Source organism: Neorhizobium petrolearium (assembly GCF_017873175.1).
GTDB classification, from domain to species: Bacteria; Pseudomonadota; Alphaproteobacteria; order Rhizobiales; family Rhizobiaceae; genus Neorhizobium; species Neorhizobium petrolearium.
The window spans coordinates 163,712-189,763 of sequence record NZ_JAGGJW010000012.1 but is presented as its reverse complement, the minus strand read 5'-3'; the positions used below and the strand labels follow the sequence as shown (position 1 = coordinate 189,763).

20 protein-coding genes are annotated in these 26,052 nt (G+C 59.0%); 17 read left to right on the top strand and 3 right to left on the bottom strand.

The genetic code is table 11. The features are described 5' to 3' along the window. The first annotated feature begins 107 nt into the window (after nucleotides 1-107). Genes J2046_RS22835 through hydA form a run of 3 tightly spaced genes read left to right on the top strand, consistent with a single transcriptional unit; the run spans nucleotide 108 to nucleotide 3,127 of the window. Nucleotides 108-1,361 (top strand): Zn-dependent hydrolase, encoded by a 1,254-nt coding sequence (locus J2046_RS22835; protein WP_210055817.1) that lies wholly within the window; start codon nucleotides 108-110, stop codon nucleotides 1,359-1,361. A gap of 36 nt (nucleotides 1,362-1,397) precedes the next feature. After that, complete coding sequence (locus J2046_RS22830) at nucleotides 1,398-1,676, top strand: hypothetical protein (RefSeq protein ID WP_210055816.1); 279 nt, start codon at nucleotides 1,398-1,400, stop codon at nucleotides 1,674-1,676. Further along, nucleotides 1,673-3,127 (top strand): dihydropyrimidinase, encoded by a 1,455-nt coding sequence (gene hydA, locus J2046_RS22825; RefSeq protein ID WP_210055815.1) that lies wholly within the window; start codon nucleotides 1,673-1,675, stop codon nucleotides 3,125-3,127. Before J2046_RS22830 ends, hydA begins: the two co-directional genes overlap by 4 nt. Nucleotides 3,128-3,215: 88 nt before the next feature. Here the strand turns inward: hydA and J2046_RS22820 are convergent, their stop codons facing one another. After that, on the bottom strand, nucleotides 3,216-3,635 hold the full coding sequence (locus J2046_RS22820) for a cupin domain-containing protein (protein ID WP_210055814.1): 420 nt from the start codon (nucleotides 3,633-3,635) through the stop codon (nucleotides 3,216-3,218). Between J2046_RS22820 and J2046_RS22815 the strand changes: the two genes are divergently transcribed. The 9 genes from J2046_RS22815 to J2046_RS22775 all read left to right on the top strand — a co-directional run bounded on the left by J2046_RS22815 (nucleotide 3,623) and on the right by J2046_RS22775 (nucleotide 13,941). Beyond that, nucleotides 3,623-4,072: a hypothetical protein gene (locus J2046_RS22815; protein ID WP_210055813.1), complete on the top strand. Its 450-nt coding sequence runs from the start codon at nucleotides 3,623-3,625 to the stop codon at nucleotides 4,070-4,072. The two genes, J2046_RS22820 and J2046_RS22815, sit on opposite strands and share 13 nt — an antisense overlap. After that, the gene (locus J2046_RS22810) at nucleotides 4,069-4,860 is read left to right on the top strand and encodes an ABC transporter ATP-binding protein (protein WP_210055811.1); all 792 of its coding nucleotides are present in this window, start codon (nucleotides 4,069-4,071) and stop codon (nucleotides 4,858-4,860) included. The genes J2046_RS22815 and J2046_RS22810 overlap by 4 nt, the downstream gene beginning before the upstream one ends. A 3-nt stretch (nucleotides 4,861-4,863) precedes the next feature. Next, nucleotides 4,864-5,199, top strand: a complete 336-nt coding sequence (locus tag J2046_RS22805) for a hypothetical protein (RefSeq protein WP_210055809.1) — start codon at nucleotides 4,864-4,866, stop codon at nucleotides 5,197-5,199. Continuing rightward, nucleotides 5,199-6,086, top strand: a complete 888-nt coding sequence (locus J2046_RS22800) for an ABC transporter permease (RefSeq protein WP_210055807.1) — start codon at nucleotides 5,199-5,201, stop codon at nucleotides 6,084-6,086. The genes J2046_RS22805 and J2046_RS22800 overlap by 1 nt, the downstream gene beginning before the upstream one ends. Further along, nucleotides 6,083-7,210, top strand: a complete 1,128-nt coding sequence (locus tag J2046_RS22795) for an ABC transporter permease (protein WP_210055806.1) — start codon at nucleotides 6,083-6,085, stop codon at nucleotides 7,208-7,210. The genes J2046_RS22800 and J2046_RS22795 overlap by 4 nt, the downstream gene beginning before the upstream one ends. A gap of 54 nt (nucleotides 7,211-7,264) precedes the next feature. Further along, entirely contained in the window at nucleotides 7,265-8,236 is a 972-nt protein-coding gene (locus J2046_RS22790) for an ABC transporter substrate-binding protein (protein ID WP_210055805.1), read from the top strand. A gap of 293 nt (nucleotides 8,237-8,529) precedes the next feature. Next, entirely contained in the window at nucleotides 8,530-9,717 is a 1,188-nt protein-coding gene (locus tag J2046_RS22785) for an efflux RND transporter periplasmic adaptor subunit (RefSeq protein ID WP_210055804.1), read from the top strand. 21 nt (nucleotides 9,718-9,738) lie between these two features. After that, nucleotides 9,739-13,074 carry an efflux RND transporter permease subunit gene (locus J2046_RS22780; protein ID WP_210055803.1) on the top strand — a complete coding sequence of 1,112 codons (3,336 nt, stop codon included), beginning with the start codon at nucleotides 9,739-9,741 and terminating at the stop codon, nucleotides 13,072-13,074. A gap of 183 nt (nucleotides 13,075-13,257) precedes the next feature. After that, nucleotides 13,258-13,941 carry a Crp/Fnr family transcriptional regulator gene (locus tag J2046_RS22775; protein WP_210055802.1) on the top strand — a complete coding sequence of 228 codons (684 nt, stop codon included), beginning with the start codon at nucleotides 13,258-13,260 and terminating at the stop codon, nucleotides 13,939-13,941. A gap of 239 nt (nucleotides 13,942-14,180) precedes the next feature. On the opposite strand, the gene J2046_RS22770 is transcribed toward J2046_RS22775, so the two are convergent. Next, entirely contained in the window at nucleotides 14,181-16,148 is a 1,968-nt protein-coding gene (locus tag J2046_RS22770; protein WP_210055801.1) for a CHASE2 domain-containing protein, read from the bottom strand. Further along, nucleotides 16,148-19,816: a FecR domain-containing protein gene (locus tag J2046_RS22765; RefSeq protein ID WP_233470214.1), complete on the bottom strand. Its 3,669-nt coding sequence runs from the start codon at nucleotides 19,814-19,816 to the stop codon at nucleotides 16,148-16,150. The genes J2046_RS22770 and J2046_RS22765 overlap by 1 nt, the downstream gene beginning before the upstream one ends. Nucleotides 19,817-19,929: 113 nt before the next feature. Here J2046_RS22765 and J2046_RS22760 point away from each other — a divergent pair, with 113 nt between their 5' ends. The 5 genes from J2046_RS22760 (at nucleotide 19,930) to J2046_RS22740 (ending at nucleotide 26,044) form a co-directional block, all read left to right on the top strand. Then, nucleotides 19,930-20,484 (top strand): Pycsar system effector family protein, encoded by a 555-nt coding sequence (locus J2046_RS22760; RefSeq protein ID WP_210055799.1) that lies wholly within the window; start codon nucleotides 19,930-19,932, stop codon nucleotides 20,482-20,484. Between the two features lie 262 nt (nucleotides 20,485-20,746). Continuing rightward, nucleotides 20,747-21,571, top strand: a complete 825-nt coding sequence (locus tag J2046_RS22755; RefSeq protein WP_210055797.1) for an MBL fold metallo-hydrolase — start codon at nucleotides 20,747-20,749, stop codon at nucleotides 21,569-21,571. 411 nt (nucleotides 21,572-21,982) lie between these two features. Then, nucleotides 21,983-24,697, top strand: a complete 2,715-nt coding sequence (locus J2046_RS22750; protein WP_210055795.1) for an ABC transporter transmembrane domain-containing protein — start codon at nucleotides 21,983-21,985, stop codon at nucleotides 24,695-24,697. 74 nt (nucleotides 24,698-24,771) lie between these two features. Next, nucleotides 24,772-25,215: a cyclic nucleotide-binding domain-containing protein gene (locus J2046_RS22745; RefSeq protein WP_210055793.1), complete on the top strand. Its 444-nt coding sequence runs from the start codon at nucleotides 24,772-24,774 to the stop codon at nucleotides 25,213-25,215. Nucleotides 25,216-25,453: 238 nt separating this feature from the next. Then, nucleotides 25,454-26,044, top strand: a complete 591-nt coding sequence (locus J2046_RS22740; protein WP_210055792.1) for an ankyrin repeat domain-containing protein — start codon at nucleotides 25,454-25,456, stop codon at nucleotides 26,042-26,044. Nucleotides 26,045-26,052 lie beyond the last annotated feature (8 nt).

Sequence of the window (26,052 nt, the reverse complement as noted above, 5' to 3'; positions counted from 1 at the left end):
AAAAAAGCAATGCCGATCTTCAACTGCCAGAAGCGGATGGAGGACCGAAGGGAACGAAAAGCATGCCGTCGACGACCGGCGGAGCATAAACAGGTGAGGACAGAAAAATGGTGGCAGCACCCGGCGAGAACTTGCGCATTAATGGCGATCGTCTCTGGGATATGCTCATGGAGATGGCGAAGATCGGTCCGGGCATTGCCGGCGGCAACAATCGTCAGACCCTGACGGACGCGGACAAGGAAGGCCGCGCCCTATTCAAGACATGGTGCGAGGATGCCGGGCTCACCCTCGCCGTCGACCGGATGGGCACCATGTTCGCGACCCGCGCCGGCACCGACCCCGACGCCCTTCCCGTCTACATTGGCTCCCACCTTGATACCCAGCCAACTGGCGGCAAGTATGACGGTGTACTCGGTGTACTCGGCGGAATCGAAGTCGTGCGCACGATGAACGACCTGGGGATCAGGACCAGGCATGCGATCGTCGTCACCAACTGGACGAACGAGGAAGGCGCACGGTTCGCGCCGGCGATGCTCGCTTCGGGCGTGTTCGCCGGCGTGCATACGCTCGACTATGCCTATGGCCGCAAGGATCCGGACGGCAAGACTTTCGGCGACGAGTTGAAGCGCATCGGCTGGATCGGCGATGAGGAGGTCGGCGCCCGCAAGATGCACGCCTATTTCGAATACCATATCGAACAGGGACCGATTCTTGAGGCTGAGAACAAGCAGATCGGCGTCGTCACCCACTGTCAGGGCCTCTGGTGGCTGGAATTCACGCTGACCGGCAAGGAGGCGCATACCGGCTCGACGCCGATGAACATGCGTGTCAATGCCGGGCTCGCCATGTCGCGCATCTTCGAAATGGTGCAGGAGGTGGCGATGAGCGAGCAACCGGGCGCCGTCGGCGGCGTCGGCCAGGTCTTCTTCTCGCCGAATTCCCGTAACGTCCTGCCCGGCAAAGTCGTCTTCACCGTCGACATACGCACACCCTCGCAGGAAAAGCTCGACCGCATGCGGGCGAAGATCGAGGCCGAGGCGGCGAAGATCTGCGAAAAGCTCGGTGTCGGCTGCTCGGTCGAGGCGGTCGGCCATTTCGACCCGGTGACCTTCGATCCGACGCTCGTCGGCCGCGTGCGGAATGCCGCGGAAAAACTCGGTTACAGCCATCGCGACATCATTTCCGGCGCAGGGCACGACGCCTGCTGGGCGGCGAAGGTGGCACCTGCGACGATGATCATGTGCCCCTGCGTCGGTGGGCTTTCCCACAACGAGGCGGAGGACATCTCCAAGGAATGGGCGGCCGCCGGAGCGGACGTGCTTTTCCATGCCGTGCTGGAGACCGCGGAGATCATGGAGTAGGCTCGATAGTGACCAGCTAGCAGGAGGGCGGCACCGATGAGCGATCCAGACGCAGACCTGGAGAAGATGGATCACGCCGCGCTGCTTGCAACCGCACGAGCGATGCGCCATGCGATCCGCACACACCGCGACAGTTCGATGCACGAGCTCTGTTGGCACCATCCGGACATGTGGGCGCTGCTGCCCGAACCTCCGACCGGCAAACAGATCGTGCCCGACTGGCCGCAATTCATGCGCGGCTGTATTCGCTACCGCCAATCGCTCGACCAGCAACTGGCCGACGCGCCACGCAGCAACAGGGAGTTTGGAGAATGACCACAGTCATCAAGGGTGGAACCATTGTCACCGCCGACCTGACCTACAAGGCGGACGTCAAGATCGACGGCGGCAGGATCATCGAGATCGGCCCGGACCTTTCCGGCGACCAAGTGCTGGATGCCGCAGGCTGTTACGTGATGCCGGGCGGCATCGACCCCCACGTCCATCTCGAAATGCCCTTCATGGGCACCTATTCCTCCGACGACTTCGAAAGCGGTACCCGCGCCGCGCTCGCCGGCGGCACGACCATGGTGGTCGACTTCTGCCTGCCTGAGCCCGGCCAGTCGCTGCTCGATGCGCTCAAGCGCTGGGACAACAAGGCGACCCGGGCGAACTGCGACTATTCCTTCCACATGTCGGTGACCTGGTGGGGCGAACAGGTTTTCAATGAGATGAAGGCGGTCGTCCTCAACCACGGCATCAACACCTTCAAGCACTTCATGGCCTACAAGGGCGCGCTGATGGTGAACGACGACGAGATGTTCGCCTCCTTCAGCCGCTGCGCCGAGCTCGGCGCCCTGCCCCTCGTGCATGCGGAAAACGGGGATGTCGTCGCCGCCATGCAACAGAAGCTGATGGACGAAGGGAACGACGGCCCGGAGGGGCACGCCTATTCTCGGCCGGCCTCCGTCGAAGGTGAAGCGACGAACCGCGCGATCATCATCGCCGACATGGCGGGCGTGCCGCTCTATGTGGTCCATACTTCCTGCGAACAGGCGCATGAAGCGATCCGCCGTGCTCGCCAGAACGGCATGCGTGTCTATGGCGAGCCGCTGATCCAGCACCTGACGCTCGACGAGAGCGAATATTTCAACAAGGATTGGGACCACGCCGCCCGCCGGGTCATGAGCCCGCCCTTCCGCAACAAGCAGCATCAGGACAGTCTCTGGGCGGGGCTCTCTTCCGGTTCGCTGCAGGTGGTCGCAACCGACCACTGCGCCTTCACGACCGACCAGAAGCGGTATGGCGTCGGCGATTTCAGAAAGATCCCGAACGGCACCGGCGGGCTTGAAGATCGCATGCCGATGCTCTGGACCTACGGGGTGGCGACCGGCCGCATCACCATGAACGAGTTCGTCGCGGTGACTTCGACCAATATCGCAAAAATCCTCAACATCTACCCGAAAAAAGGGGCGATCCTCGTCGGCGCCGACGCGGACATCGTTGTCTGGGACCCGAAGCGTTCAAAGACGATCTCGGCGAAGAACCAGCAATCAGCGATCGACTACAACGTCTTCGAGGGCAAGGAAGTCACCGGCCTGCCGCGCTATACGCTGACCCGCGGTGTCGTGACCATTGAGGAAGGGGCGATCAAGACTCGCGAAGGCCACGGCCAGTTCGTCAAGCGCGAACCGTTCCAGGCGGTCAACAAGGCGCTGTCCACCTGGAAGGAGCTCACCGCGCCGCGCAAGGTGGAACGCACCGGCATTCCGGCAAGCGGAGTGTGATGTGAGGGCGATGCGGGGACATATCCAGACTGCCCCACTTTGCTCCAGCGGACATCTCCGCCTCCTCAGCGAGCACGATTGTAAAACGTCAGGCCGGAATTTCCACCAGCTCGTCCAATTCGGGCAACAGGACGACGCTTTCCTGTTCGTTCGGATCGGTGCGGGCGATCACGGCGGTGCACGGCGTGCTCGAAAGGTTGGCTGGCAGATGCGGCACGCCTGCCGGAATGTACATAAGCTCGCCGGCATGCAGCACGACATGGTTCTCCAGCCGGTCGCCATACCAGGTGTGCGCCGAGCCAGAGAGCATGTAGATCGCAGTCTCGTGGGATTCGTGCAGATGGGCTTTCGCCTTCACACCCGGCGGGATGGTCAGGAGATGCATGCAGATGCCTTTCGAACCGACAGTCTCCGTGGCGATCCCTTGAAAATAACTCAAGCCCTGCTTTCCGTCATAGGTGGCATCGGGCTTCACGACACGGCAGGTGGGTTTTGATGCGCGGTCCATTGCGTCGATCCTCATTTGGCGGGGAAAAGGCTTCAGCATATCATATCCGGTTCCGGATCAAGGGCGAAGGAAAGCGAAAACCGGCGTTTGCGCTCGCTTTGCTTTTTCTGACGACAGGTTCAAATGCCGATGCACAGATATCTGTTATCGACGGTGTATATGGTGACGAAGGCGGCTGCCGTTTTGCGCGCACCAACGAATGGGAAGAGTTTTTCGCGACCCTCACCGACGAAAGCGTGACCACCGCCCTCTCCCATTGTGAATTCAAAGGAATGGCCAAGCCGATTGTCGGCGGCTTCAGGACGGAGGCGATCTGTGACGAAGAAGGGGAAGAGCAGAGGCATGAGTCGGTGATCGATATCCTTCGCAATGGCGATGTCTATACTGTGCGCTTCGCAGACGGACTTGAATGGGGGCCTTTTACAAAATGCCGATGAACGAACACTCCTCCTCCGTCGTCTCGGCAAGAAAGCTTGGCCTGACTTTCGAGACCAGTGACGGTCCGGTACATGCCCTCTCGAATGTCGATCTGGAGGTTCGGAAAGGTGACTTCGTCTCCTTCATCGGCCCGTCCGGCTGCGGCAAGACCACGTTCCTGAGGGTGATTGCCGACCTAGAGAAGAACACGACGGGCGAAATCTCCGTTAACGGCATGACACCGGAAGAAGCGCGCAAGTCTCGCTCCTACGGCTACGTCTTCCAGGCACCGGCGCTCTATCCCTGGCGGACGATCGACAAGAACATCGCACTGCCGCTGGAGATCATGGGCTACTCGGCAGCGGAGCGCGCTCAGCGTATCGAACGCACCCTCGATCTCGTCAACCTGTCGGGCTTCGGCAAAAAATATCCATGGCAGTTGTCAGGCGGCATGCAGCAGCGCGCCTCGATCGCCCGCGCCCTCGCCTTCGATGCCGATCTGCTGCTCATGGATGAGCCGTTCGGCGCGCTCGACGAGATCGTTCGCGACCATCTGAACGAGCAGCTTCTGAAGCTCTGGTCCCGGACGGAAAAAACCATCTGTTTCGTGACGCATTCCATTCCGGAAGCGGTCTATCTCTCGACCAGGATCGTCGTCATGTCGCCCCGCCCGGGCCGAGTGACGGACATCATCGAGTCGACGCTGCCGAAGGAGCGCCCGCTCGATATCCGGGAGACGCCGGAATTCCTCGAAATCGCCCACCGCGTGCGGGAAGGCCTGAGAGCGGGACACAGCTATGAGGAGTGAGGCATGAACTCCGTCTTTCTTCTCTGGCTCACGGGCGCCATGGTGACATTCCTGTCCGCCGCCACCGCGTCACGTGCCTATGTCGCCAACAGCAATATCATCGTGCTTCTCCTGTCGCTCGGGCTTTATTGCATCGGCAACCTGATGATGGTGCGGCTGATGCGCGAGGCAGGGCTGGGGCTGGCGATTTCCGCTTCGGCCATTGCCCAGCTCCTGCTCATCAACGTCATTTCCTTCGCGATCTTCGGCGAGCGCCTAAGCGCAACCCAGCTTGCCGGCGTTGGGCTCGGCGTCGTCGCCATGGTACTGATGCTCTTTCCCCTGGAGGTCAAAAGCTGATGCAGCAGGAAAGGCTCCTCCAGCACCGCATCCTGCCGGTCGTCACGATCCTTTTTATCATCGTTGCGGTTTGGTACGTCGCAGCGGTCTTCATGAACACGCCCTTTCAGCGCGACCTCGACCGGCGCGGCAATGTCACGTCGACACCCATGGATTTCATCGAAAGGACGCTCTCTCAGCCGAAGCCGGTCCTGCCGGCGCCGCATCAAGTGGCGAGCAACGTCTTCGAGAATACTTTTCTGCGCCGCGTCACCTCGAACCGCAGCCTCGTCTATCATAGCTGGGTCACGCTTTCGTCGACCGCCGTCGGCTTCACGCTCGGCACCCTGCTCGGCATCCTGATCGCCGTCGGCATCGTGCATGTGAAGGCGCTCGACCGCAGTCTCATGCCCTGGATCATCGCCTCGCAGACCGTGCCGATCCTGGCGATCGCGCCTATGGTCATCGTCGTGCTGGCGGCGGTGAACGTCACCGGATTGATCCCGAAAGCGCTGATCTCGACCTATCTTTCATTCTTCCCCGTTGCGGTCGGCATGGTGAAAGGCCTGCGCTCGCCGGAACTGATCCAGCTCGACCTGATGTGCACCTATCATGCCAGCGCGGCGCAGACCTTCTGGAAACTGCGCGTTCCGGCGTCGATCCCCTTCCTGTTCACGTCGATGAAAGTGGCGATCGCCGCAAGCCTGGTTGGCGCGATCGTCGGCGAATTGCCGACCGGTGCGGTCGCCGGCATCGGCTCAAAACTCTTGGCAGGTTCCTATTACAGCCAGACGATCGACATCTGGGCGGCGCTGATCGCCGGTTCGGTGCTGGCGGCCATTCTGGTCACCATTGTTGGAGTGGTAGCAAAGATCGTTGACCTCGCCATGGGCGGGAGGCCGGCATGAACGCGATCTTCCGCTCCTGGCAGGGCGCGCTTGCTTTTCTCCTCTGTCTTGCAGCCCTCATTTCTCTGCCGCTGCTGACGGCGGATGCACCTTCGCCTTTCAGCATTGGCACCTTAGCCCTGATCTTCGCACTCACGATCGGCACGGCGCTGATTTCTTTCACCAGCCCCCCCGCACCCCTTCTGGCCGCAATTTTGTTTGTCGGGCCCCATCTGGCGACCTGGTTCCTGATCAGCGGACTTGCAGGCTACGAGGGCAAGGCGACTATGGCCTTCTTCCTTTTGATTGCCGCATGTTGGCTCCTCGCCTGGCGCTGCGTCGCGGTGCTCTCCGATATGCATCCGAAATTGAAGGGCGGCGATACCTTCCTGCGGCTTCTCATACCGGCGATCTTCGGTGCCTGGATCCTGATCCTCTGGGAGGCGATCACCCGCGGCGCAGGCATTCCTTTCATCCTCCTGCCGCCGCCATCGGCGATCGGCGCGCGCATCGCCGGATCGGTCGCGACGTTGTGGGCGGACGTGCAGCAAACGATCTTCAAGGCTGTGCTCTTCGGCTACATCGTCGGCTGCGCATCCGGCTTCATCGTCGCGATCCTCGCGGACCGCATAGCCTTCCTGCGGCGCGGACTTCTGCCGATCGGCAATATGGTTTCGGCCCTGCCGATCATCGGCGTTGCACCAATCATGGTGATGTGGTTCGGTTTCGACTGGCAGTCCAAGGCGGCGGTCGTGATCATCATGACCTTCTTTCCTATGTTGGTGAACACGGTGGCGGGCCTTGGCGCCGCCGGAGCCATGGAACAGGATCTGATGCGCTCCTATGCATCGGATTATTGGCAGACGCTGATAAAACTTCGCCTTCCGGCCGCCATGCCGTTCATCTTCAACGCGCTGAAGATCAACTCGACGCTGGCGCTGATCGGCGCGATCGTCGCGGAATTCTTCGGCACGCCGATTGTCGGCATGGGCTTTCGCATCTCGACTGAAATCGGCCGCATGAATGTCGATATGGTCTGGGCCGAAATCGCTGTTGCGGCGGTGGTCGGTTCGTTTTTTTATGGTGTCGTGGCGCTTGCGGAAAGGGCGACGACGTTCTGGCATCCGTCTAACCGTGGGGGTTAGGCGCTGAAATCCGGACCCCAGCAAATGGGGCCGGTACGACAGAGGGAAACGACAATGAAGAAGATGATAATGACATTGATGGCGGGCGCGTTCTCGCTCGCGAGCGCCCAGGCGATGGCCGCCGACAAGGTCACGCTGCAGCTCAAATGGGTGGCACAGGGTCAATTCGGCGGCTATTACGTTGCCAAGGACAAAGGCTTCTACGAGGAAGAAGGCCTCGACGTGACGATCAAGCCCGGCGGGCCTGACATCGCGCCTGAGCAGGTGATAGCCGGCGGCGGCGCCGACGTCATCGTCGACTGGATGGGGGGTGCACTCGTCGCCCGCGAAAAGGGCGTGCCCCTCGTCAACATCGCCCAGCCCTTCCAGAAATCGGGCCTCGAAATGATCTGCCCGAAGGACGGTCCGGTAAAGACCGAGGCCGATTTCAAGGGCCACACGCTCGGCGTCTGGTTCTTCGGCAACGAATATCCGTTCTTCGCCTGGATGAACAAGCTTGGCCTCAAGACCGATGGCGGCAAGGACGGCGTAACAGTGCTGAAGCAGAGTTTCGACGTGCAGCCGCTCGTCCAGAAGCAGGCGAACTGCATTTCGGTCATGACCTATAATGAATACTGGCAGGCAATCGACGCCGGTTTCAAGCCGGAAGACCTGGTTGTCTTCAACTATACTGAAATGGGCAACGACCTGCTCGAGGACGGCCTCTATGCCAGGGAAGACAAGCTGAAGGATCCCGCCTTCAAGGAAAGCATGGTCAAATTCGTCCGCGCCTCCATGAAGGGCTGGAAATACGCCATCGATAACCCGGACGAAGCCGCGGAGATCGTCATGGACAATGGCGGGCAGGACGAGAACCACCAGAAGCGCATGATGGGTGAAGTCGCTAAGCTGATCGGCGACGGATCGGGCGTGCTGAAGCCGGAACTTTACGAGCGCACCGTCAAGGCACTCCTCGATCAGAAGATCATCACCAAGCAACCTGAAGGTGCGTACACGACCGAGATCACTGACGCGGCATTGAAATAAAAATCGTCTGCCGTTCACCAATTGAGAACGCGCGGCTTGTTTCTGTGCGTTCTCTGAAATATTTTGATACAAAATATAACCAAAAGTCATCTCTCCCATAACGAGTGCGGATTGATTTGTGCGGCGCAAACACGTAAAAGTTCTGCCCGGATGAAATCTTTCGCTGCCGGTCTTGTAACCGTTTTGTGTGGTTCCCACCTTGATCCGGGGTCATTGCGTGCGGGGGGACGCGACGAGACCGGAGAGATTCCCAGCGAAATACTTGCCCCTGATATTAGGTCGGACGTAGTCGCATGTTTCGCAAGTTCCCGAAGTCTGCCGGTGTTACGGCTCTCCTCCTCTCGCTTGTCGCGAGTTCCGCTCTGTCGCAGGAGGTCACTCCCCCGGCCGAGCCGAAACTGCCATCTATCGTCGTTACCGAGGCTGTGACCAAGCCGCTCGTGGATCGAGTGATCGCGACCGGCACGATCGAGCCCGTTGAAGAGGTTTATGTGCAGCCGCTGGTCGAAGGCCTTTCGATCAAGACGCTCAATGCCGATATCGGCGACGAAGTGAAGGCCGACAGCGTGCTTGCAGCGCTGAATGATGACGCGCTCCTCCTGGAGAAGAGCCAGCTTGAAGCCAACAGGGCTAAGACCGAGGCTGCCCTTGCGCAATACAAGGCGCAGGTGATTGAAGCGCAGGCCAATCTTGATGACGCCACGCGCCAGCGCGATCGTACGAAGCGGCTGAGCCAGAGCGGCACGAGCACGATTTCCCAACTAGAACAGGCTGAAGCCCTCGTCGAGGTACGCCAGGCCCAGTTTAATGCCGCCAGACAGGCGGTCGCGGTTGGGGAGTCCGACATCAAGGTGGTCGACGCCCAGATTGAAGACGTCGACCTGAAACTTGCCCGTACAGGCGTGAAGACACCCGTCGCCGGCGTGGTTTCCCTGCGCAATGCCAAGGTAGGCGCGATCGCCAGCGGGACCGGCAATCCGCTCTTTACGATCATCAAGGACGGTGCGATCGAACTTGTTGCTGATCTTTCCGAGACCGATATCCAAAAGATCAAGGTCGGCCAGAAAGCGGTCGTGACGATTGCCGGCGGCACGGCGAAGATCGAAGGCAAGGTGCGCCTCGTTTCACCGACGGTCGACTCCACCACGCGGCTCGGCTCCGTACATATCGTCGTCGACGACGAGAGCGGTGCGCGCGCCGGCATGTATGCCAGCGCCGATATTATCGTCACTGAAACAAGCGCGCTGGCACTCCCTCTTTCCGCCGTCACCACCGACCGCAATGGCTCCACTGCCCGCAAGGTTGAGGATAACGTGGTCAAGCAGGTGAAAATCGAAACCGGCATCCAGGATGGTGGTTTCGTCGAGGTCGTCAGCGGCCTCCAAGCCGGTGACATGGTTGTGGCAAAAGCCGGCGCGTTTGTCCGCGATGGCGACAAGATCGCTCCGGTGCCAGCCGAGCCCAACACCATTTCCAACTGAGACCAGAACGAGGTAAGCCACATGAACTTCTCCGCCTGGTCGATCCGAAATCCGATCGCGCCGCTGCTTGGCTTCGCGCTTTTGCTTTTTGTCGGCATCCAGTCCTTTTATGCCCTGCCGATCACCCGCTTCCCGAATATCGACGTTGCAGTCGTATCGATCACCGTGACCCAGAGCGGCGCTTCGCCCGCCGAACTTGAAATGCAGGTGACGAAGGAGATCGAGGACGCTGTCGCCTCGATCAGCGGCATCGACGAGATTCAGTCGACGGTGACGGACGGTCAGTCCCAGACCGTCGTGGTCTTCCGTATCGAGAAGCCGACCGACGAGGCCGTTCAGGACACCAAGGACGCAATCGACAAGATCCGCAGCGACCTGCCCGCAGGCATCGAAGAGCCCGTCGTCACGAAGGTGGACGTCGAAGGGCAGGCGATCCAGACCTTCGCCGTCTCCTCGCCGAACATGACGCTCGAAGAGCTTTCCTGGTTCGTCGACGATACGGTCAAGCGCGCCCTCCAGGGCCAGCCCGGCGTCGGCCGCATCGACCGTTATGGCGGCGCAGATCGGGAAATCCGCATATCGCTGAACCCGGCCAAGCTCGACGCCTACGGTATTACTGCAGCCGAGGTGAACCAGCAGCTTCGCGGCACCAACGTCGACCTGGGTTCGGGCCGCGGGCAGGTGGCCAATAACGAGCAAACGATCCGCACGCTCGGCGACGCCCGTGATGTGGCGCAACTCGCCGATACCACGATCACGCTCCCGACCGGCCGTTTCGTGAAACTCTCGGAACTCGGAACCGTTGCCGACACCTATGAAGAGCCGAAATCCTTCTCGCGCTTCAACGGTACGCCGTCCGTCACCTTCGCGGTCTTCCGCGCCAAGGGCGCCAGCGAGGTCTCCGTTGCCGAGACGGTTGCGGCAAGCCTTGACGAGGTGCGCAAGGCCAATCCGGGCGTTGCGATCGAAATGGTCGACGACTCGGTCTACTTTACCTACGGCAACTATGAGGCCGCGCTCCACACGTTGATGGAAGGCTCCATCCTTGCCGTCATCGTGGTCTTCCTGTTCCTACGGAACTGGCGCGCGACCCTGATCGCCGCGGTCGCCCTGCCGCTTTCCGCGATCCCGACATTCTGGATCATGGACATTATGGGGTTCTCGCTGAACCTCGTGAGCTTCCTGGCCCTGACGTTGGCGACCGGCATCCTTGTCGACGACGCGATCGTCGAGATCGAGAATATCGCCCGACATATCAAGATGGGTAAGACGCCTTATCGCGCCGCCCTGGAAGCCGCCGACGAAATCGGGCTTGCAGTCATCGCGACGAGCTTCACGATTATTGCGGTCTTCGTGCCGGTCTCGTTCATGCCCGGCATTCCGGGTCAGTATTTCATCCAGTTCGGCCTGACGGTCGCCTTTTCCGTTTTCTTCTCGCTGATGGTGGCACGCCTCATCACGCCGTTGATGGCCGCTTATCTGATGCGCGCCGAAGACGCCATGGAAGACCATCACGACAACGACAGCCGTCTGATGAAAGCCTATACCAGGCTCGTTACCGGCACGACCCGCAAATGGTATTGGCGTTACACGACACTGCTCGCCGCCATCGCCTTCTTGGTTGGCTCCATGGCGCTTCTTGCGCAGGTTCCTGGTAGCTTCATGCCGCCGGACGACTCTTCGCGCGTGGTGCTCTCGGTCGAGCTGCCGCCGAATGCAACCCTCGATGAAACCGCTGCCGCAACGGACAAGGTCTACGATGCCATACGCCATATTGACGGCGTGGAGAGCATTTTCATTCTCGGCGGCGCTTCTCCCAAGGGCGATCTCGAACTGCGTCGCGCGACGGTGCGCGTTATCCTCCAGAACATCGACCATTCGCTGGTGAAGACCTTGGTCAACAAGGGTCTCGGATCCATTCCCCTGGTTGGCGACTACCTGCCGAAGATGAAGGAGAATGGCCGTACCCGTCCGCAATGGGATGTCGAGAAGGACATATTCGCTGCCGTTCAATCGATTGCGGATGTCCGTATCTCGAAAGTCAACGACCGCGCCGAACGCGATCTTTCGTTCAACTTCCTCTCCAAGAGCGAAGAGGATCTGAACGAGGCCGTCAGCCTGCTGGAATCGAAGTTGCGCGCTTCGCCCATCCTAGCCAACATCTCTTCTGAAGGCGCCCTGCCCCGACCGGAACTGCAGATCCGTCCGCGCATGGACCAGGTCTCACGGCTCGGCATTACACCACAGCAGATTTCTGAGACCGTGCGCGTCGCAACGATCGGCGATATCGACGCAAACCTTGCCAAGATATCTCTCGACGACCGGCAGATCCCGATCCGTGCGCAAGCCTCGCTTGACCTCCGCCGCGACCTTGCCGCGATCCGCGCGCTCAAGATCAAAACGGCTTCCGGCGCGAGCGTGCCGCTCTACAGCGTCGCCGACATCGACTACGCGGAAGGTCCGAGCTCGATCAAGCGCAACGACCGCAACCGCGTCGTGTCGATCGGTTCCGACGTACCGTTTGGCACCGCGCTCGACACGGCGACAGCCGAGTTCAAAAGGATTGTCGACGAGACCGAGCTCCCCCCGAGCGTACGCCTTGCCGAAAGCGGTGACGCCAAAATCCAGGCCGAGATGACCCAGAGCTTCGGCAATGCGATGCTGCTTGGCCTGATGCTGGTGCTGGTGGTGCTGATCCTGCTCTTCAAGGACGTGATCCAGCCCTTCACCATCCTGTTCTCGCTGCCGCTTGCGATCGGCGGTGTCGCGGTGGGGCTGATAGTCACCCAGAATGCGCTCTCCATGCCGGTTCTCATCGGCATCCTGATGCTGATGGGCATCGTGACCAAGAACGCCATCCTGCTCGTGGACTTCGCGATCGAAATGAAGCGCCACGGCCTGGAACGGGTTCACGCCATGGTGGAGGCAGGCCGCAAGCGTGCCCGCCCAATCATCATGACTTCGATCGCCATGTCGGCGGGGATGCTGCCCTCCGCGCTCGGCGTCGGTGAAGGCGGTTCGTTCCGCGCTCCGATGGCGATCGCGGTGATCGGCGGCATCATCGTTTCGACGGTGCTCTCGCTCGTGGTCGTACCATCCTTCTTCCTGATCATGGACGATCTTTCTCACCTGCTCGGCAGGATTTTCGGACGGCTCGTCGGCAGGAAGGAAGAGGAAGAGCTCGACCTCTCCAAGGAAGAGCTCAGCAGGGAAGCTCGCAAGAGCGCCGAGTCGATCGCCTCGCTGGAAGAACGTCTCAACCAGATCGAACGGCAGACCAGCGCCAACGACGATCGTTCTTCCGGAGCGCAGACGGGTACAAAGGTCCTCCGTCTGCCGCCGATGGCTGCGGAATAAGCATCGTTCAACGGCATTTCAGTAACGCCGGGCCCTTGGGTCCGGCGTTTTTCTTGGGCGCGCAAAAATTGCAGAAAATTCTCGGAATTTGATCGGCGTCAAACGGAGCTTTCATAAACCTGTTACTTTCCGTCACATCAGGAATGCGCAACGGCTCAAGCGATGGAAGCGACGACGGAGATGATGAATAGCAACCTGAAGCTCACCAATCGGGATCGGGCTGTGCTGATGAAGACGCCTTTCCTGGCCGGGTTAAGCGGCAATTCCCTCATCCGGATGTTTGCCAATATGACCGTGGTGAGCCTTTCGGCGCGGAAGTCGGTTTTCCGCGAGGGGGAAAATGCTGATGCTCTCTACTGTGTTCTAAGTGGTTATGTGCGGCTTTACCGGCTTAACCGCGAAGGTCGTGAAGCGGATATGCGCATCTGCGGCCCCGGTGATACATTTGCCGAATGCCTGATCTATGGCGGTAACCAATACCGTTACAACGCCCAGGCCGCCGAAGCGGTAACGCTCGCCAGATTTGATCTGCAGGCGGTTCGGGAATTGGCCGAACAGGAGAAGGATATCTCCAAAGCCGTGATGACGTCTTTGTCCCGGCATCTTCTCTCGACCATGGATTGCGTCGCCAATGACAGGCTGTATACGGCGCCACAACGGGTAGCGAATTATATTCTGGCGCGGTGTCCGGTCGACGGCGGCCCGGCTTCCATTCGCCTGCCTTTCCAGAAGAGCCTGCTGGCGGGGATGCTCGGTCTGGCACCGGAGGCCCTTTCGCGTGCGTTTTCGGCGCTCCGCAAGACCGGCGTCACAGTGCGCGGCCGAGTGATTCAGGTCGTTGACGTGCAGGCCCTGCGCGAGGTCTAGCGGCCACCTCGGCATTGATGCGGCACGGGGTTCCAGGATCTGAAGCGAAGAAGAGACAACCCTCCGACACGCAACGCTGATCAGCCCGGCGCGCATGCCACCATCCTCTCCTCGCGAAGGAAAACAGGCTCAATCCACTTGAGCCAGCATTTGATATCGTTTGCCGTAACCCTATGTCCGCAGGTGAAGCGCAGCACTCCACGCCCCCGGTTCATATTGATTGAACCCTGATTACCGCATCAGGGGTCAATTTCGGAGTTTGCGATAGAGTCGGTATAGTATGTCGTAAGCGCTGGCACCTGTTCGATCAGCATCGGAGCGAGTATCTTTTGTGTCGCGGCGTCACCGCCGTATTTCGCTTGGAGGAAGTCGCAATGTAGCGGCAGGCTCGATCGGCATTCTTCTCCAAGGACGGTGAAAACCACCGACTGTTCGGACTTGCCCTTGACGCCGATCCGGTCCAGTTCGAACACGACGAAATGCTCCTGCACGGCTTGGGCCGTCGCCTCGCCGATCAGAAGCGGCACGCCATAGGCCTTTGAGGCACTCTCCAGTCTTGCAGCGAGATTGACGGCATCACCGAGCGCCGAATAATCGAAGCGGCTGCTTGATCCCATATTTCCGACGACACATTCGCCGGTATTGATGCCGATGCCGATCCTGAGTGGATAATAGGTCCGACCGGTGGCTTCAGCCTCCCTTCGCAGATCACTGTTGAGCGTCTCCATCGAGACGAGCATGTCGAGGGCAGCCGAGACGGAATGGACTGCATGGTCGGAATCATCCAGCGGCGCATTCCAGAAGGCCATGAGACAGTCACCAATATATTTGTCGATCGTTCCGCCATAGGAGAGCACGATGTCCGAAAGCGGTGTCAGCAGGCGGTTGATCAACATTGTGAGCTGTTCGGGATTGTCCTTCAGCAATTCCGAGATAGTCGTGAAGCCGCGCACATCGCAGAAGAGAATGGAAAGCTGGCGCCTCTCGCCACCAAGCCTCAGCCTGGAGGGATCACGGGCGAGTTGCTCCACCAGGGCCGGCGCAAGGTATTGAGAAAACGCGCGCATGATCTGGCGACGGTTCTTTCGCTCTTCGGCATAATCGAGCGTCGCCTGCGCGGCCGCAACGCCGATGAAAGCCAGCGAAGGCGCCATCGGCGAAGCAAAGACACGGCCGAAACGCAAGGTCAGGTAGCTGCCGGCAAACAGCAGCACCATCGCGGCCGCGCCAACGACAATAGTGCGCCAGCTGGTGCCCTTTGAAACAAGTACGGCGGCAACAATCACTGCAGCGAGCAGCAGAAGCTGCTTCATCGCTCCGCTGGCCTCCGCTATCCAGGTCCTCAGTCGCAGGTTGTCGAGTATGGTTGCCTGGACCTCGGCACCGGCAACCAATTTGCCGGTATGCACCGTATAGGAGGTCGGGAAGGCATCGGCTCCTCCTTTATCTATCGATGGCGCGTTCTGGAGGCTCAGGCCGACGATGACCATACGGTTCTTGAAAATTCCAGACGGCAGGAAATTTTCCGGATCGAGCGCCTGATAATAGGAAACGGTCGGATAGGTCCTCGCTCCCCCGAAAGTCTGGATCAGGCCGCCTGGTTCCGGCAACTCGGTCTCGATGCCGGCAGCGGTCGCAATCATCGCGGCAAAGCTGTCGTCGTAGGCGGGCATCGCACGCAGCACGCCGTCGCGGTGAAGATTGACCGAGGCGATGCCGACAAGTGCCAGCCTGTCCGAGAACATCTGAAGAGGCATGACCCGAATAAACTGATCGGCCTGATCGGATGTCACCAGCGTCTCATCGCCCGCAAGCACCACATCCGGGCCGAGAGACTGGGCAAGCGCCTCGTCTTCAGATGAAGTCGAAGGCTCCGAAAAGATGATGTCGAGCCCGATCACTCTCGCGCCCGCGGCGCGCAGCGCCGAGATCAACCGCGCATGCAGGCTGCGCGGCCAAGGCCACTGCACATTGATTTCGGCCAGGGACGGCTCGTCGATCGCAACGATGATCGGCCCGTTTTCGGGAAGCGGTTCTGCTCCGATGGTCGAGAGATAGTCGAAGGCGCGGTCGTCGATGAGCGGCCAGCCCGGCAGCCGGGTAATCAGGGTGACGGCCGCGAAGATAAAGGCTGCAAGTGTCGCGACCTGCACGCGGCGGGATGAAAAGAACCGCGTTGCTGACAGTGGGAGGCCGCGAGTAGCCATCAGAACCGCACTTTGAGTGTACCCTTGAAAGACCTGCCCCAGCCCGTGATCGGATTGCCGAAATCATCGTGGTCGAGCGTGAAATCCTCGTCCAGTAGATTATACGCGGCCAATTCCAGTTCAAAACGCTTGTCGAACGGCTCCCAGGTCAGGCTGGCATCCAGCGTCCAATAATCGCCGAGATCAAGGCCGTCATTATCGACACGCTCACCGATATAGTTCGCCGCAATCGTAGCCCTGACATTGGCTTCATTGACCCAGGTGAGTGCCACCTGTCCCGCCCATTCGGGAACGAAAGGCAGCTGCCCTCCGGCAGTTGGCGCGCTGCTTTTGTCGTCCGTATCCGAATAGGCCACCGTGGAGGATAATCCAAAGCCGTGCCCGAGCAGAAGATTGGCGGTCAAGCTGGTCCGGTCGATGCTTCCGCGGCCCGTATCAAAGGTATCGGCCTGCAGAGGAAGGATGATGCTGGCGTCGTGAACGTCCTGATGTTGATATTCCAACGCCGTGAAGAAATCTGTTGTCCATTCCGCATCCCAGCGAAAAGCGTAGGTATCCAGCGAACCACCCGGATCGAATGAAATCTCGTTCTGCTGGAGGCCGACGATACCGACTGGCGACAAGGTCGGTGTGCTCAGATCGACGCTGTTGCGGATAAATCCGGCACGCAACCATTGCCCTTCGAACGGCGACCAAGCGATACCGACGCGCGGATCGAGCCTCGCCGTGTCGGTCGTGTCATCCGAGATCAGCGAGCCGAACAACGCATACTCGGCCTTGAGGTCGGCCGTTATGTCGTGAAGCAGGTCGGCATAGATTCGGCCGACACCGTTTCTGTCAAAATCTTCGGCGGACGTGATCGGAAACGGTACTGGTACCACAAGAGAAAGGTTCTGCGATTGGGAGGTATCGATCCAGCCGCCCTCGATGCCATATCGAAGGGTGAAATTGTCCATTCCAATGCTGTGATTGATGGCCGCGATATAAGTTTGCTGACGGAGTTCATTTTCCGTCAGCCTCCCTATTGCGCCGGCAACGCTTGAGACTTCCTCGTATAGCTCACTCTTACGCTTCTGCTCGCTGAAAAGCAGGGCCGCATTGAGAATGTTCTCGTAGCCGAATGTATGACTCCAACCTATTCCACCATTGGTAATGGTGGTGCTGGAATCGATATCATCCACCAAAACCAAACCAGGGACGGACACAATCCGGGAGTCCCGGGTGAAATCGGCATACGCCTGATTGAAATACAGAACGAACCGGTCGTAAGGCGTCGGGCTGGCAGTCAGATATACGTTGCCACCCAAAACCTTGTTGTCGATATCGAGATTCGTCAGCCCGCTGATATCGCGGCTGTCTGGCAAGGTTTGCCATTCCAGATTGGCATAGAAACTGATCGGAAAGGGAAGATTGCTGTAGCCTTGGACTTCCCCTTCGGCGACATAGCCCAAGTCTCCGCCCGTACTCGTGATGCCGCCGCCGATCGAAGCTTCCAGGAATGGCTGGGGAAGCAGATCGATACCGCGGGAGCGTGACGAGATCAGAGTGGGCTCGAGCAGCAATCCCTGCAGAATTGACGAGAAGCCCTGACCATTGGGGCTATTGTTGATGATGTCGGCGCCGTAGAGATAGCTGTTTCCGAAAGGATTGGCGCTGCCCCGGATACCCTGGTCGATATAGGAGACGCCCGAGAACGGATCGAACACGGCATCGCTGTAATATTCGCCCCAGGCATTCAGTCCCTGGAAGCGGAACGCATAGTTCGAGGCCGAGCCCGCCTGCTGGTTGGCGCCGAGCGAACTATATTGTCCGCCGCGCGCCCTCGCACGCTTCACATATTCCTGCGCGTTGCGGATGGCGCCTTCGGAATCGTAACTATCGATGGCGACTGCGGTGCGAAGCGCCGAAATTCCTGGGTTGTTGTCATCCAGCCGATCCGCGTTGTCGGTTGCCTGTTCGGCGGCGACCCGATCTCCCTTCTGATAGAGGGCTGCAGCCAGCAATACCTGACCTTCGGCATAGGCTGGATCGGAAACCGTACCGGCCAGCAGATCCTCAAGCGCCCTGTCCATATCGCCGGCCTGCATGAAGTAGCGGCCACGGGCAATCAACGCTACGCTGAGCGTCGGATCGCGTTCCAGCGCCAGATCGATTTCCCGCTTCGCGTCCTCGACACGATTAAGGTCCAGATAGAAGAAGGCCAGATTGGCGCGCGCCACTGGATCTTCCGGGTCGAGCTTGATCGCCTTCCTGTAGGCAGCCTCCGCTTCGCGACCGGCGCCGCGCTCCGACTGCAGGTTTCCGATCTCGTTCCAGGTCGAGCTGCTCCCCGGGGTGACCCTGACGGCGGCTTCAGCATCGGCAAGCGCACCATCGATATCGCCCTCTATTCCGGCCTTGTAATGTGAACGCACCTCGAGGGCGGTCGGCTCCTGCGGATCGATCGCAAGCGCCTTTTTCATCGCGTCTTGCGCCTGCTGCCGATCGTTCAAGAGCAACGCCAGCCATGCGCGATAGGCGGGAAGCTCAGGATCGTCCGGGTATTGTCTTTCGGCGTCCGCCAGAACTTTTATCGCGGCCCGGAGGTCCTGCAAAAAGCCGACCGCATAGGCGCGCAGAAAGGCGCCGTCCGCCCCTCCGACCTGTGGCGGCAACGGCTCGACCCGGTTCGGATCGGCAAGCGAGCGGGCGTAGTAGCCGCCATAAAGAGCGATACCACGCCGTTTGGAATCGAGTCCTCCTTCAGCCTTTGCGAACAGCCGTGCGGCATCAGCATATCGGGTCTCGCTCGCCGCGAGTATGGCCTCGATAAGGGTAACACGCGCCCGCTGCGCTGCGGAGAGCTGCCGACCTTGGAGCACGGTAAGGGTCTCTCTGGCCCTTGCCCGCCCCTCCAGCGAAAGCTGCGCTTCTGCAAGCGACACCCAATCCTCGGTGCTGCGCTGTTCCGGCGGCATCGCGGTGATACGATCAGCATGCCGGCGCATGTCCGCAACGGGTTGCGCCGAGGGCGGCATGCGCTCGAAAGCCTCGCGCGGCGGCAGATAAAAGAGCATCTGCTCGCGGTCGTCTGATTCGACGATGACCACCTTGCGTGGGGCCTGGCCGATCGAGGCGACCGCCCCCTCGCCCCGCCTGACCTCTATACTGCCCTGCGGATTGCTGAACTGAACGACACCTTCCAGAACCGTGAGAGAGGTCCGGCTTCCGCTGACGGTCATCGTCCAGTCTGTACCGCGGATCGCCGCCGCGGCCGCTGGCGTCTCGACCTGCACGCCTGGCCCGCCGCGCTCCGCGCGAGCCCAGATAGTGCCGGACTGCAGTTGAAGTACGGTGTCGGCACTGGTGCCGGATGTAACCTGTTTCACGACAAGCGCGGAATTGCGGCCAAGGCGAATTTGGGTCCTGTCGGAAAATAAAATTGCCAATTGACCTGTGGCATTCGTGCGCAACACGTCGCCGGTGAGCAGGTCTTGCCTGAGGTCCACGAACCGCCAGTTCGAAACATCGATGAAGCGGACTTCTTCCCCCGCCTTGCGCGCAATGACGGCCCCCGCAGCCGGGCCTGAACGCGGAACAGGTTCCGCCACCGCAGGCGACACCAATCCGCCGGCAAGCACGGACGCCGACATGGCTACGAGATAAAATCGACAGAGAACCCCCAACATGCCTCACCACTGCGTGTAAACTCCGCAAGTGTCAAGAAGCACTCCGGCAAGAGGATTGCTTTCCTGCCAGAGTGTATTAACAGGGAAACAGTTGATATGCGGAGGGAAAATGAGTGAGTGACTTTGAAGGCGCGCCTACCGAATTGCTGGAAATGCCGATGGCGTCCGGGGAGGTCACCGAGGAATATTTTAATCATGTACGCAAGATAAACGATGTCTATTACGACCAAATAAAAATCTCGGACCAGAAGGCAGCTTACATTTTTACGTTCATGCTTGCCTTCCTTGTTTCCTCCACGGAGGGAAGAAACGTTTTCAACTGGTCACGCTATTCTGAGGGAAGCTGGATAGAGATAACTTTTTCTGGCGCTCTGGCGTTGGCGTCTGTTTGGTCAATACTGTCGGCGATAATGGTTGTATTGCCGCGCAAGGCTCAAAAATCGACAACACTGTTCTGGGGCACGTGGACTCAGCATCGGCCAGTCTTCGAGCAAGCGGCCGAGCACGGCGATATCGGCTACCTCTTCAAGGAATATCTGGACAATGCGGATGTTCTATCGCTGATCGCGACCCAGAAATATAAACTTGTGTCCTACGCTTTCCGCGGACTTATGGTCACGGTTGTCGCTTATGTCCTGCTTCTGCTCTTGGCCCAGAATCAAACATAGCCACGCAACCCGAAGGATCGACGCCGGGAGCCGACTGTTCCTCGACAAAGGACGCCGCACTTGTGATTGTTTATCCTGACTGGGGACGAGAAATAATCCGAGCCCTTCAATTTGGACCGTTTTTGGTTAAGGTCTTCCAGCGACTATCCTGACAGAGAAGGAATGGGGACAGCAAAGACATCGCATCTCAGATAGTCAGGCGACTGATTTCCTTTGACTATTTCCTGAGAGGCTCATGCCCGGAAGGTCATTTTAAGAAAAGATGAACAACGATCGGCTTCAAGTGAGGTTCTGGGGTGTCCGCGGCAGCATTCCCGTATCCGGCCCCGATTTTAGCCGCTATGGCGGCAATACGGCCTGCATCGAAATTCGCTGCGGTGATGATCGCATCTTGTTCGACGCTGGTTCCGGTCTGCGCGAGGCTGGCCTTGCCTTGGCCGCCGACGGCGTGAGCGATGTCGATCTGTTCTTCAGCCACTGCCACTATGACCACATCATCGGCTTGCCCTTCTTCGACCCCATCTACCGTCCGTCGGTCAAGACGAATATCTGGTCAGGCCACCTGCGCGGCAAGATGAGCACACGGCAGATGGTCGAACAGTTCATCAGCCCACCATGGTTTCCGCTTCACGCCTTCTCCACGACAGTCAATTTCCGAGACTTCAGCCCTGGACAAATGCTCACGCCCCGCAAAGGCATAACGATCAGGACCTTCATGTTGAACCATCCAGGCGGAGCGGTCGGCTACCGGATCGAGTGGAAAAGCAAATCCGTAGCGCTGGTCTACGATGTCGAACATAATCCGGGGGTCTACGATCCCATTCTCTTGGAATTGATGAAAGGCGCCGATCTGGTCGTCTATGATTGCACCTACAACGAAGACGAAATGCAGCATTTCAGGGGCTTCGGTCATTCCTCTTGGCAACACGGAATCAAGCTGGCCCAGATGGCACGTGCAAGACGCTTTGCCATGTTCCATCACGCTCCCTCGCGCACAGATCAGCAGCTCGCTGAGATGGAGCGCAGTGCAAAACTCGTTTTCCCCGGCGCTTTCGCGGCATATGAAGGACAGATCGTGGAGATTTAACTCCCAGGCCGGCAAGTTTGCTCGCTAGCGTCCCATGTCATAAATCGCAAATATCTGCCTTTATCCTGGCATGGCTTCGCAACCATCTTCAAGAACCGCAATGAATGACAATGGATATGCAGCCGGATTTGGTTCGGGCTTTTCATTCTGCTGATGATGAACCACGTCATCGGCACCCACGTCACGCAAGCCTTGTACGGCATTGAAGACAAATACGAGACGATGGCTTCAAACTCGTCGCGCACCCTTTTTCCTTCGTTCACAGCGACTGCATTGTGTTTGGCGCGTTTGTCGATGATGATAGGTCGATCTACTTCGCTGGTGGGAGTTTCCGTGGCTTCGTTTCTGCAAACCCTTCCCCTTATGGCCTTTTCGTCCCGGCCGTGAGCTTCCGAGCAGGTTGACGGCACGATGGAAAAGAGCCTGCTCCGCTACATCTGGAAGAATACCCGGCTGCAGCAACTGTGGATTCTGCTTGTCGTCGTGGCCTCCATGGTGCCCTACTTCCTGGCCTTCGACCTGCCGAAACGGATCGTCAACGGACCGATCCAGGGCAGTGGTTTCGAGGATCCGGACACACGCCAGACATTCCTGCATATTGTCTATGACGTTCCGCTCTTCGGCAATGTTGAGTTCTCCAGGGGCATTGAGCTCAACCGCCTGCAGATGCTTGTGGTGCTCAGCCTCATCTTCCTCGCCCTAGTGGTCGTGAACGGCCTCTTCAAGCTGTACATCAACACCTATAAGGGCCGGCTCGGCGAACGTCTGCTGCGCCGCATCCGCTTCGAGCTCATCGACCGCGTCTTGCGCTTTCCACCCAAGCATTTCAAGCGGGTGAAATCCGCCGAGATCGCGACCATGATCAAGGATGAAGTGGAGCCTTTCGGCGGCTTCACCGGAGACGCGTTCGTTCAGCCGGCGCTGCTCGGTGGCCAGGCGCTCACGACGCTTATCTTTATCATCGTCCAGAACTTCTGGCTCGGAATGATCGCGGCAGGCATCGTCGTGGTTCAGGCAATCCTCATACCGCGCATGAGGAAAAGGCTGCTGGAGCTCGGACGTCAGCGTCAGATTACAGCCCGCGAACTATCCGGCCGAGTCAGCGAAATCGTCGACGGCATTGGCGCGATCCATGGCAACGACACCTCCAACCTGGAGCGCGCCGACATCGCCTGGCGTCTCGGGCGCATCTTCTCCATCCGCTACGACCTTTACCAATGGAAGTTCCTGGTGAAATTCATCAACAACTTCCTTGCCCAGGTCACACCGTTCCTCTTCTACGCTATCGGCGGCTACTTCGTTCTATTGGGCAGGCTGGACATCGGCCAGCTGGTGGCCGTCATTGCCGCCTACAAGGACTTGCCCGGGCCACTGAAGGAGCTCATCGATTGGGATCAGGCTCGCCAGGATGTGCAGGTCAAATATTCCCAAGTCTATGAACAGTTCAACGTGGAGCCGCTGATCGACAGCAGCATCCAGGCGGTTGCGACAGCACCGGTGGCGGCGCTGAAAAGCGCACTCGTCATCAACAACCTCTCGCTCAGCGACGACAGCGGCGCCCGGCTCCTGAACCAGGTCTCAACCGAGATCAAGCCTAATGAGACCGTTGCCATTGTCGGAGCCAACGGCAGCGGAGCCGAAGCCTTTGCGGAGGCGCTCGGCAGGCTCGCCTGGCCGGATTCGGGCGGCGTCACCATCGATGGCCGCGACCTGCTCGAACTTCCGGAATCGATCACCGGCCGCAGGATATCCTATGCATCGGCTGATACTTTCTTCCTGCATGGAACGCTGCGCGACAACCTGCTCTATGGGCTGAAACACTCGCCTTTGAGAGAGGCACGGTACGAAGGTGGGAATGCCCGCGAATTCGAAACATACGCGATTGAAGCAAGCAAGGCGGGCAATCCAGCCTTCGATCTCAACAGCGACTGGGTGGATTACGCAGCCGCCGGAGCCCAGGGGCCGGAAGATCTTCTCAAGATAATTCGACCGGTGCTGGATGCGGTGCAGATCTCCGAGGATATCTTCGATCTCGCGTTGCGCTCGACCATCGATCCGGATGTCCACACGACGATCGGCCTGCATCTTGTCCAACTGCGAACCTCTCTGCGCAGACGGTTGGCGGAAGAGGACCTCGGCGACATCGTCGTACCGTTCGATTTCGATCTTTACAACGCGCAGGCTACAGTCGGCGAAAATCTGTTCTTCGGCACAACCAAGCACCCGATGAAGAATAGCCCTCAGCTTGCGGCACATCCTTATTTCCAACAGATCCTTGGTGACACAGGCCTGAACGACGATCTTTACGCGATGGGCCTTGAGATCGCCGAAAATGCCGTCGAGCTTTTCCACGACCTTCCGCCGCACCATGCGTTTTTCCAGCAGCTGACCTTCATGACGGCCGATGAGATCCCCGACTATCAAAGTCTGCTTCAGCGGCTTCAAGGCAGCCCCTCGAACGAGGTGTCGTCGGAAGATCGCACGCTGATACTCGGGCTGAGCTTCTCCTATATCGAGCCGCGCCACCGCTTTGGTCTGCTGGACCAGAACCTCATGGAGAGGATTGTCAACGCGCGCAAAAGGTTCCATGCCCACATTCCCGACGACTTGGCCGGACTGGTGGAGCGCCACGACCCGCAACGCTTCTCCAAGTCGGCGAGCCTTATGGACAACGTGCTTTTCGGTCGCGTTGCCCACCAGATGGCTGATGCCTCCGATCAGATCCGCACGCTCATGCGAGAGATTTTTTTCGCTCTCGATCTCTATGACGACGTGCTGTCTGTCGGCCTTCAGTTCGACGTAGGTTCAGGCGGAAAGCGCCTGACCATGGTGCAGCGGCAGAAGCTGAATCTTGCCCGCGCGCTGCTGAAACGTTCGGACTATTTTATCTTCAATCGCCCATTGTCTGCGCTCGACCGCCGGCTTCAGGATCAGATAACCCACTGTGTCATTCAGGATTTGCATCGGGAAGGTCATCGCCCTTCCATCACTTGGGTCCTTTCCGACCCGAGCCTTGCGGAAATCTTCGACCGGGTCCTCCTCTTCCACCGAGGAACATTGGCAGAATCCGGCAGTTATCTGGAACTCTCGCAGACAAACAGGATTTTCAAGGAACTGCTATCGTAATATTTTGCGCAAGAAGACGTTAGCAGATTACGGTAACAGGCAGGACGCTTACTTTGCTTATAGACGAAGTCGAAATGCTGAGACAGGTACCCATCTTGGCCCGGATCAAGCCGGCGAAGCTCAAGCTGCTTGCCTTTGCCTCCGACCGGATGACCTACCGCCAGGGCCAGGACCTATGCCGACAGGGCGATGTGGGCGACGCGGTCTATGTGATACTTTCTGGAACGGCTGATATTATCGTTTCCTCGCCGGCGGGAGAGATCAAGGTGGCCGACGTCGGAGAGAACGCCATCGTTGGAGAGATCGCGGTTCTCTGCGACGTTTCCCGCACGGCCACCGTGCGCGCCACATCTGCACTTGAGGTCCTGCGGATCAAAAAGGAACATTTCCTGGAACTCGTGAACGATTTTCCCCAAGTAGCCGTGGAGATCATGCGCGTGCTTGCCGCGCGGTTGAGCCATGCCACCGCTGAGTTGACCGCAGCCCGCGCATTGAATCCGCCTTCAACCGCCCAATAAAACCGGCGATACTGGTAGATAATGGTCTTGCAAAAACCTCGACTTCGCATGGATAGCTGCTGTCATTGCAGCCATTTACGCTGAAAATCTTTATTTTGACGGCATCTTAAGGTCATACGATAGGCATAACTTGCCGAAGAAATTGAAAAATGCTAATATTTAGTGTTGCCGCGATAACACTGGCCTGCCTTTGAGAACGACCATCAGGCCGTGACCCGATGTAGGGAGAGGGCGTGCCGTGGTTTCCTTTGGATCAATCGTCTTTACCATTGTGCTGGTCGCCGGTGTTGCTTCGGCTGGCCCTCTACAAGAGGCAGCTGAACAGGGAGATCTGGAGCTTATCAAGCGCTCGCTGGATGGCGGCTCCGATATGTCAGAACCGAACGAGGCAGGAGATCCGGCACTTGTACTGGCATCTCTCAAGGGTCGTGTCGATGCCGTGGCGCTTCTGCTCGAAAGAGGCGCCGATATAGAGGTCCGGAACAAGGGTGGGCTGACTGCATTGCACGCTGCCGCCTATGCCGGAAATCTGGAGGTCGTAAAATTGCTGGTAGCAAAGGGCGCGGCCGTCAATGATACCAAGAATTTCTACAAGATGTCGCCATTGCACGCAGCGGCGGAAGAAGGTCATGCCGACGTCGTGGCCTTTCTATTGGCAAACAAGGCCGATATCGAAGCCGCCGAGAGGAACGGTTATACCCCCCTCACGCAAGCCGGATGGCGCGGCTATTGGGATGTAGCCGAACTTCTGATGAAGGCTGGAGCGGTCTGTCAGAAAGCCGAACTCGTCGGCGAGCCGCTCTACAACGAATGTACCAGGCGCAAATAGCCTGATCC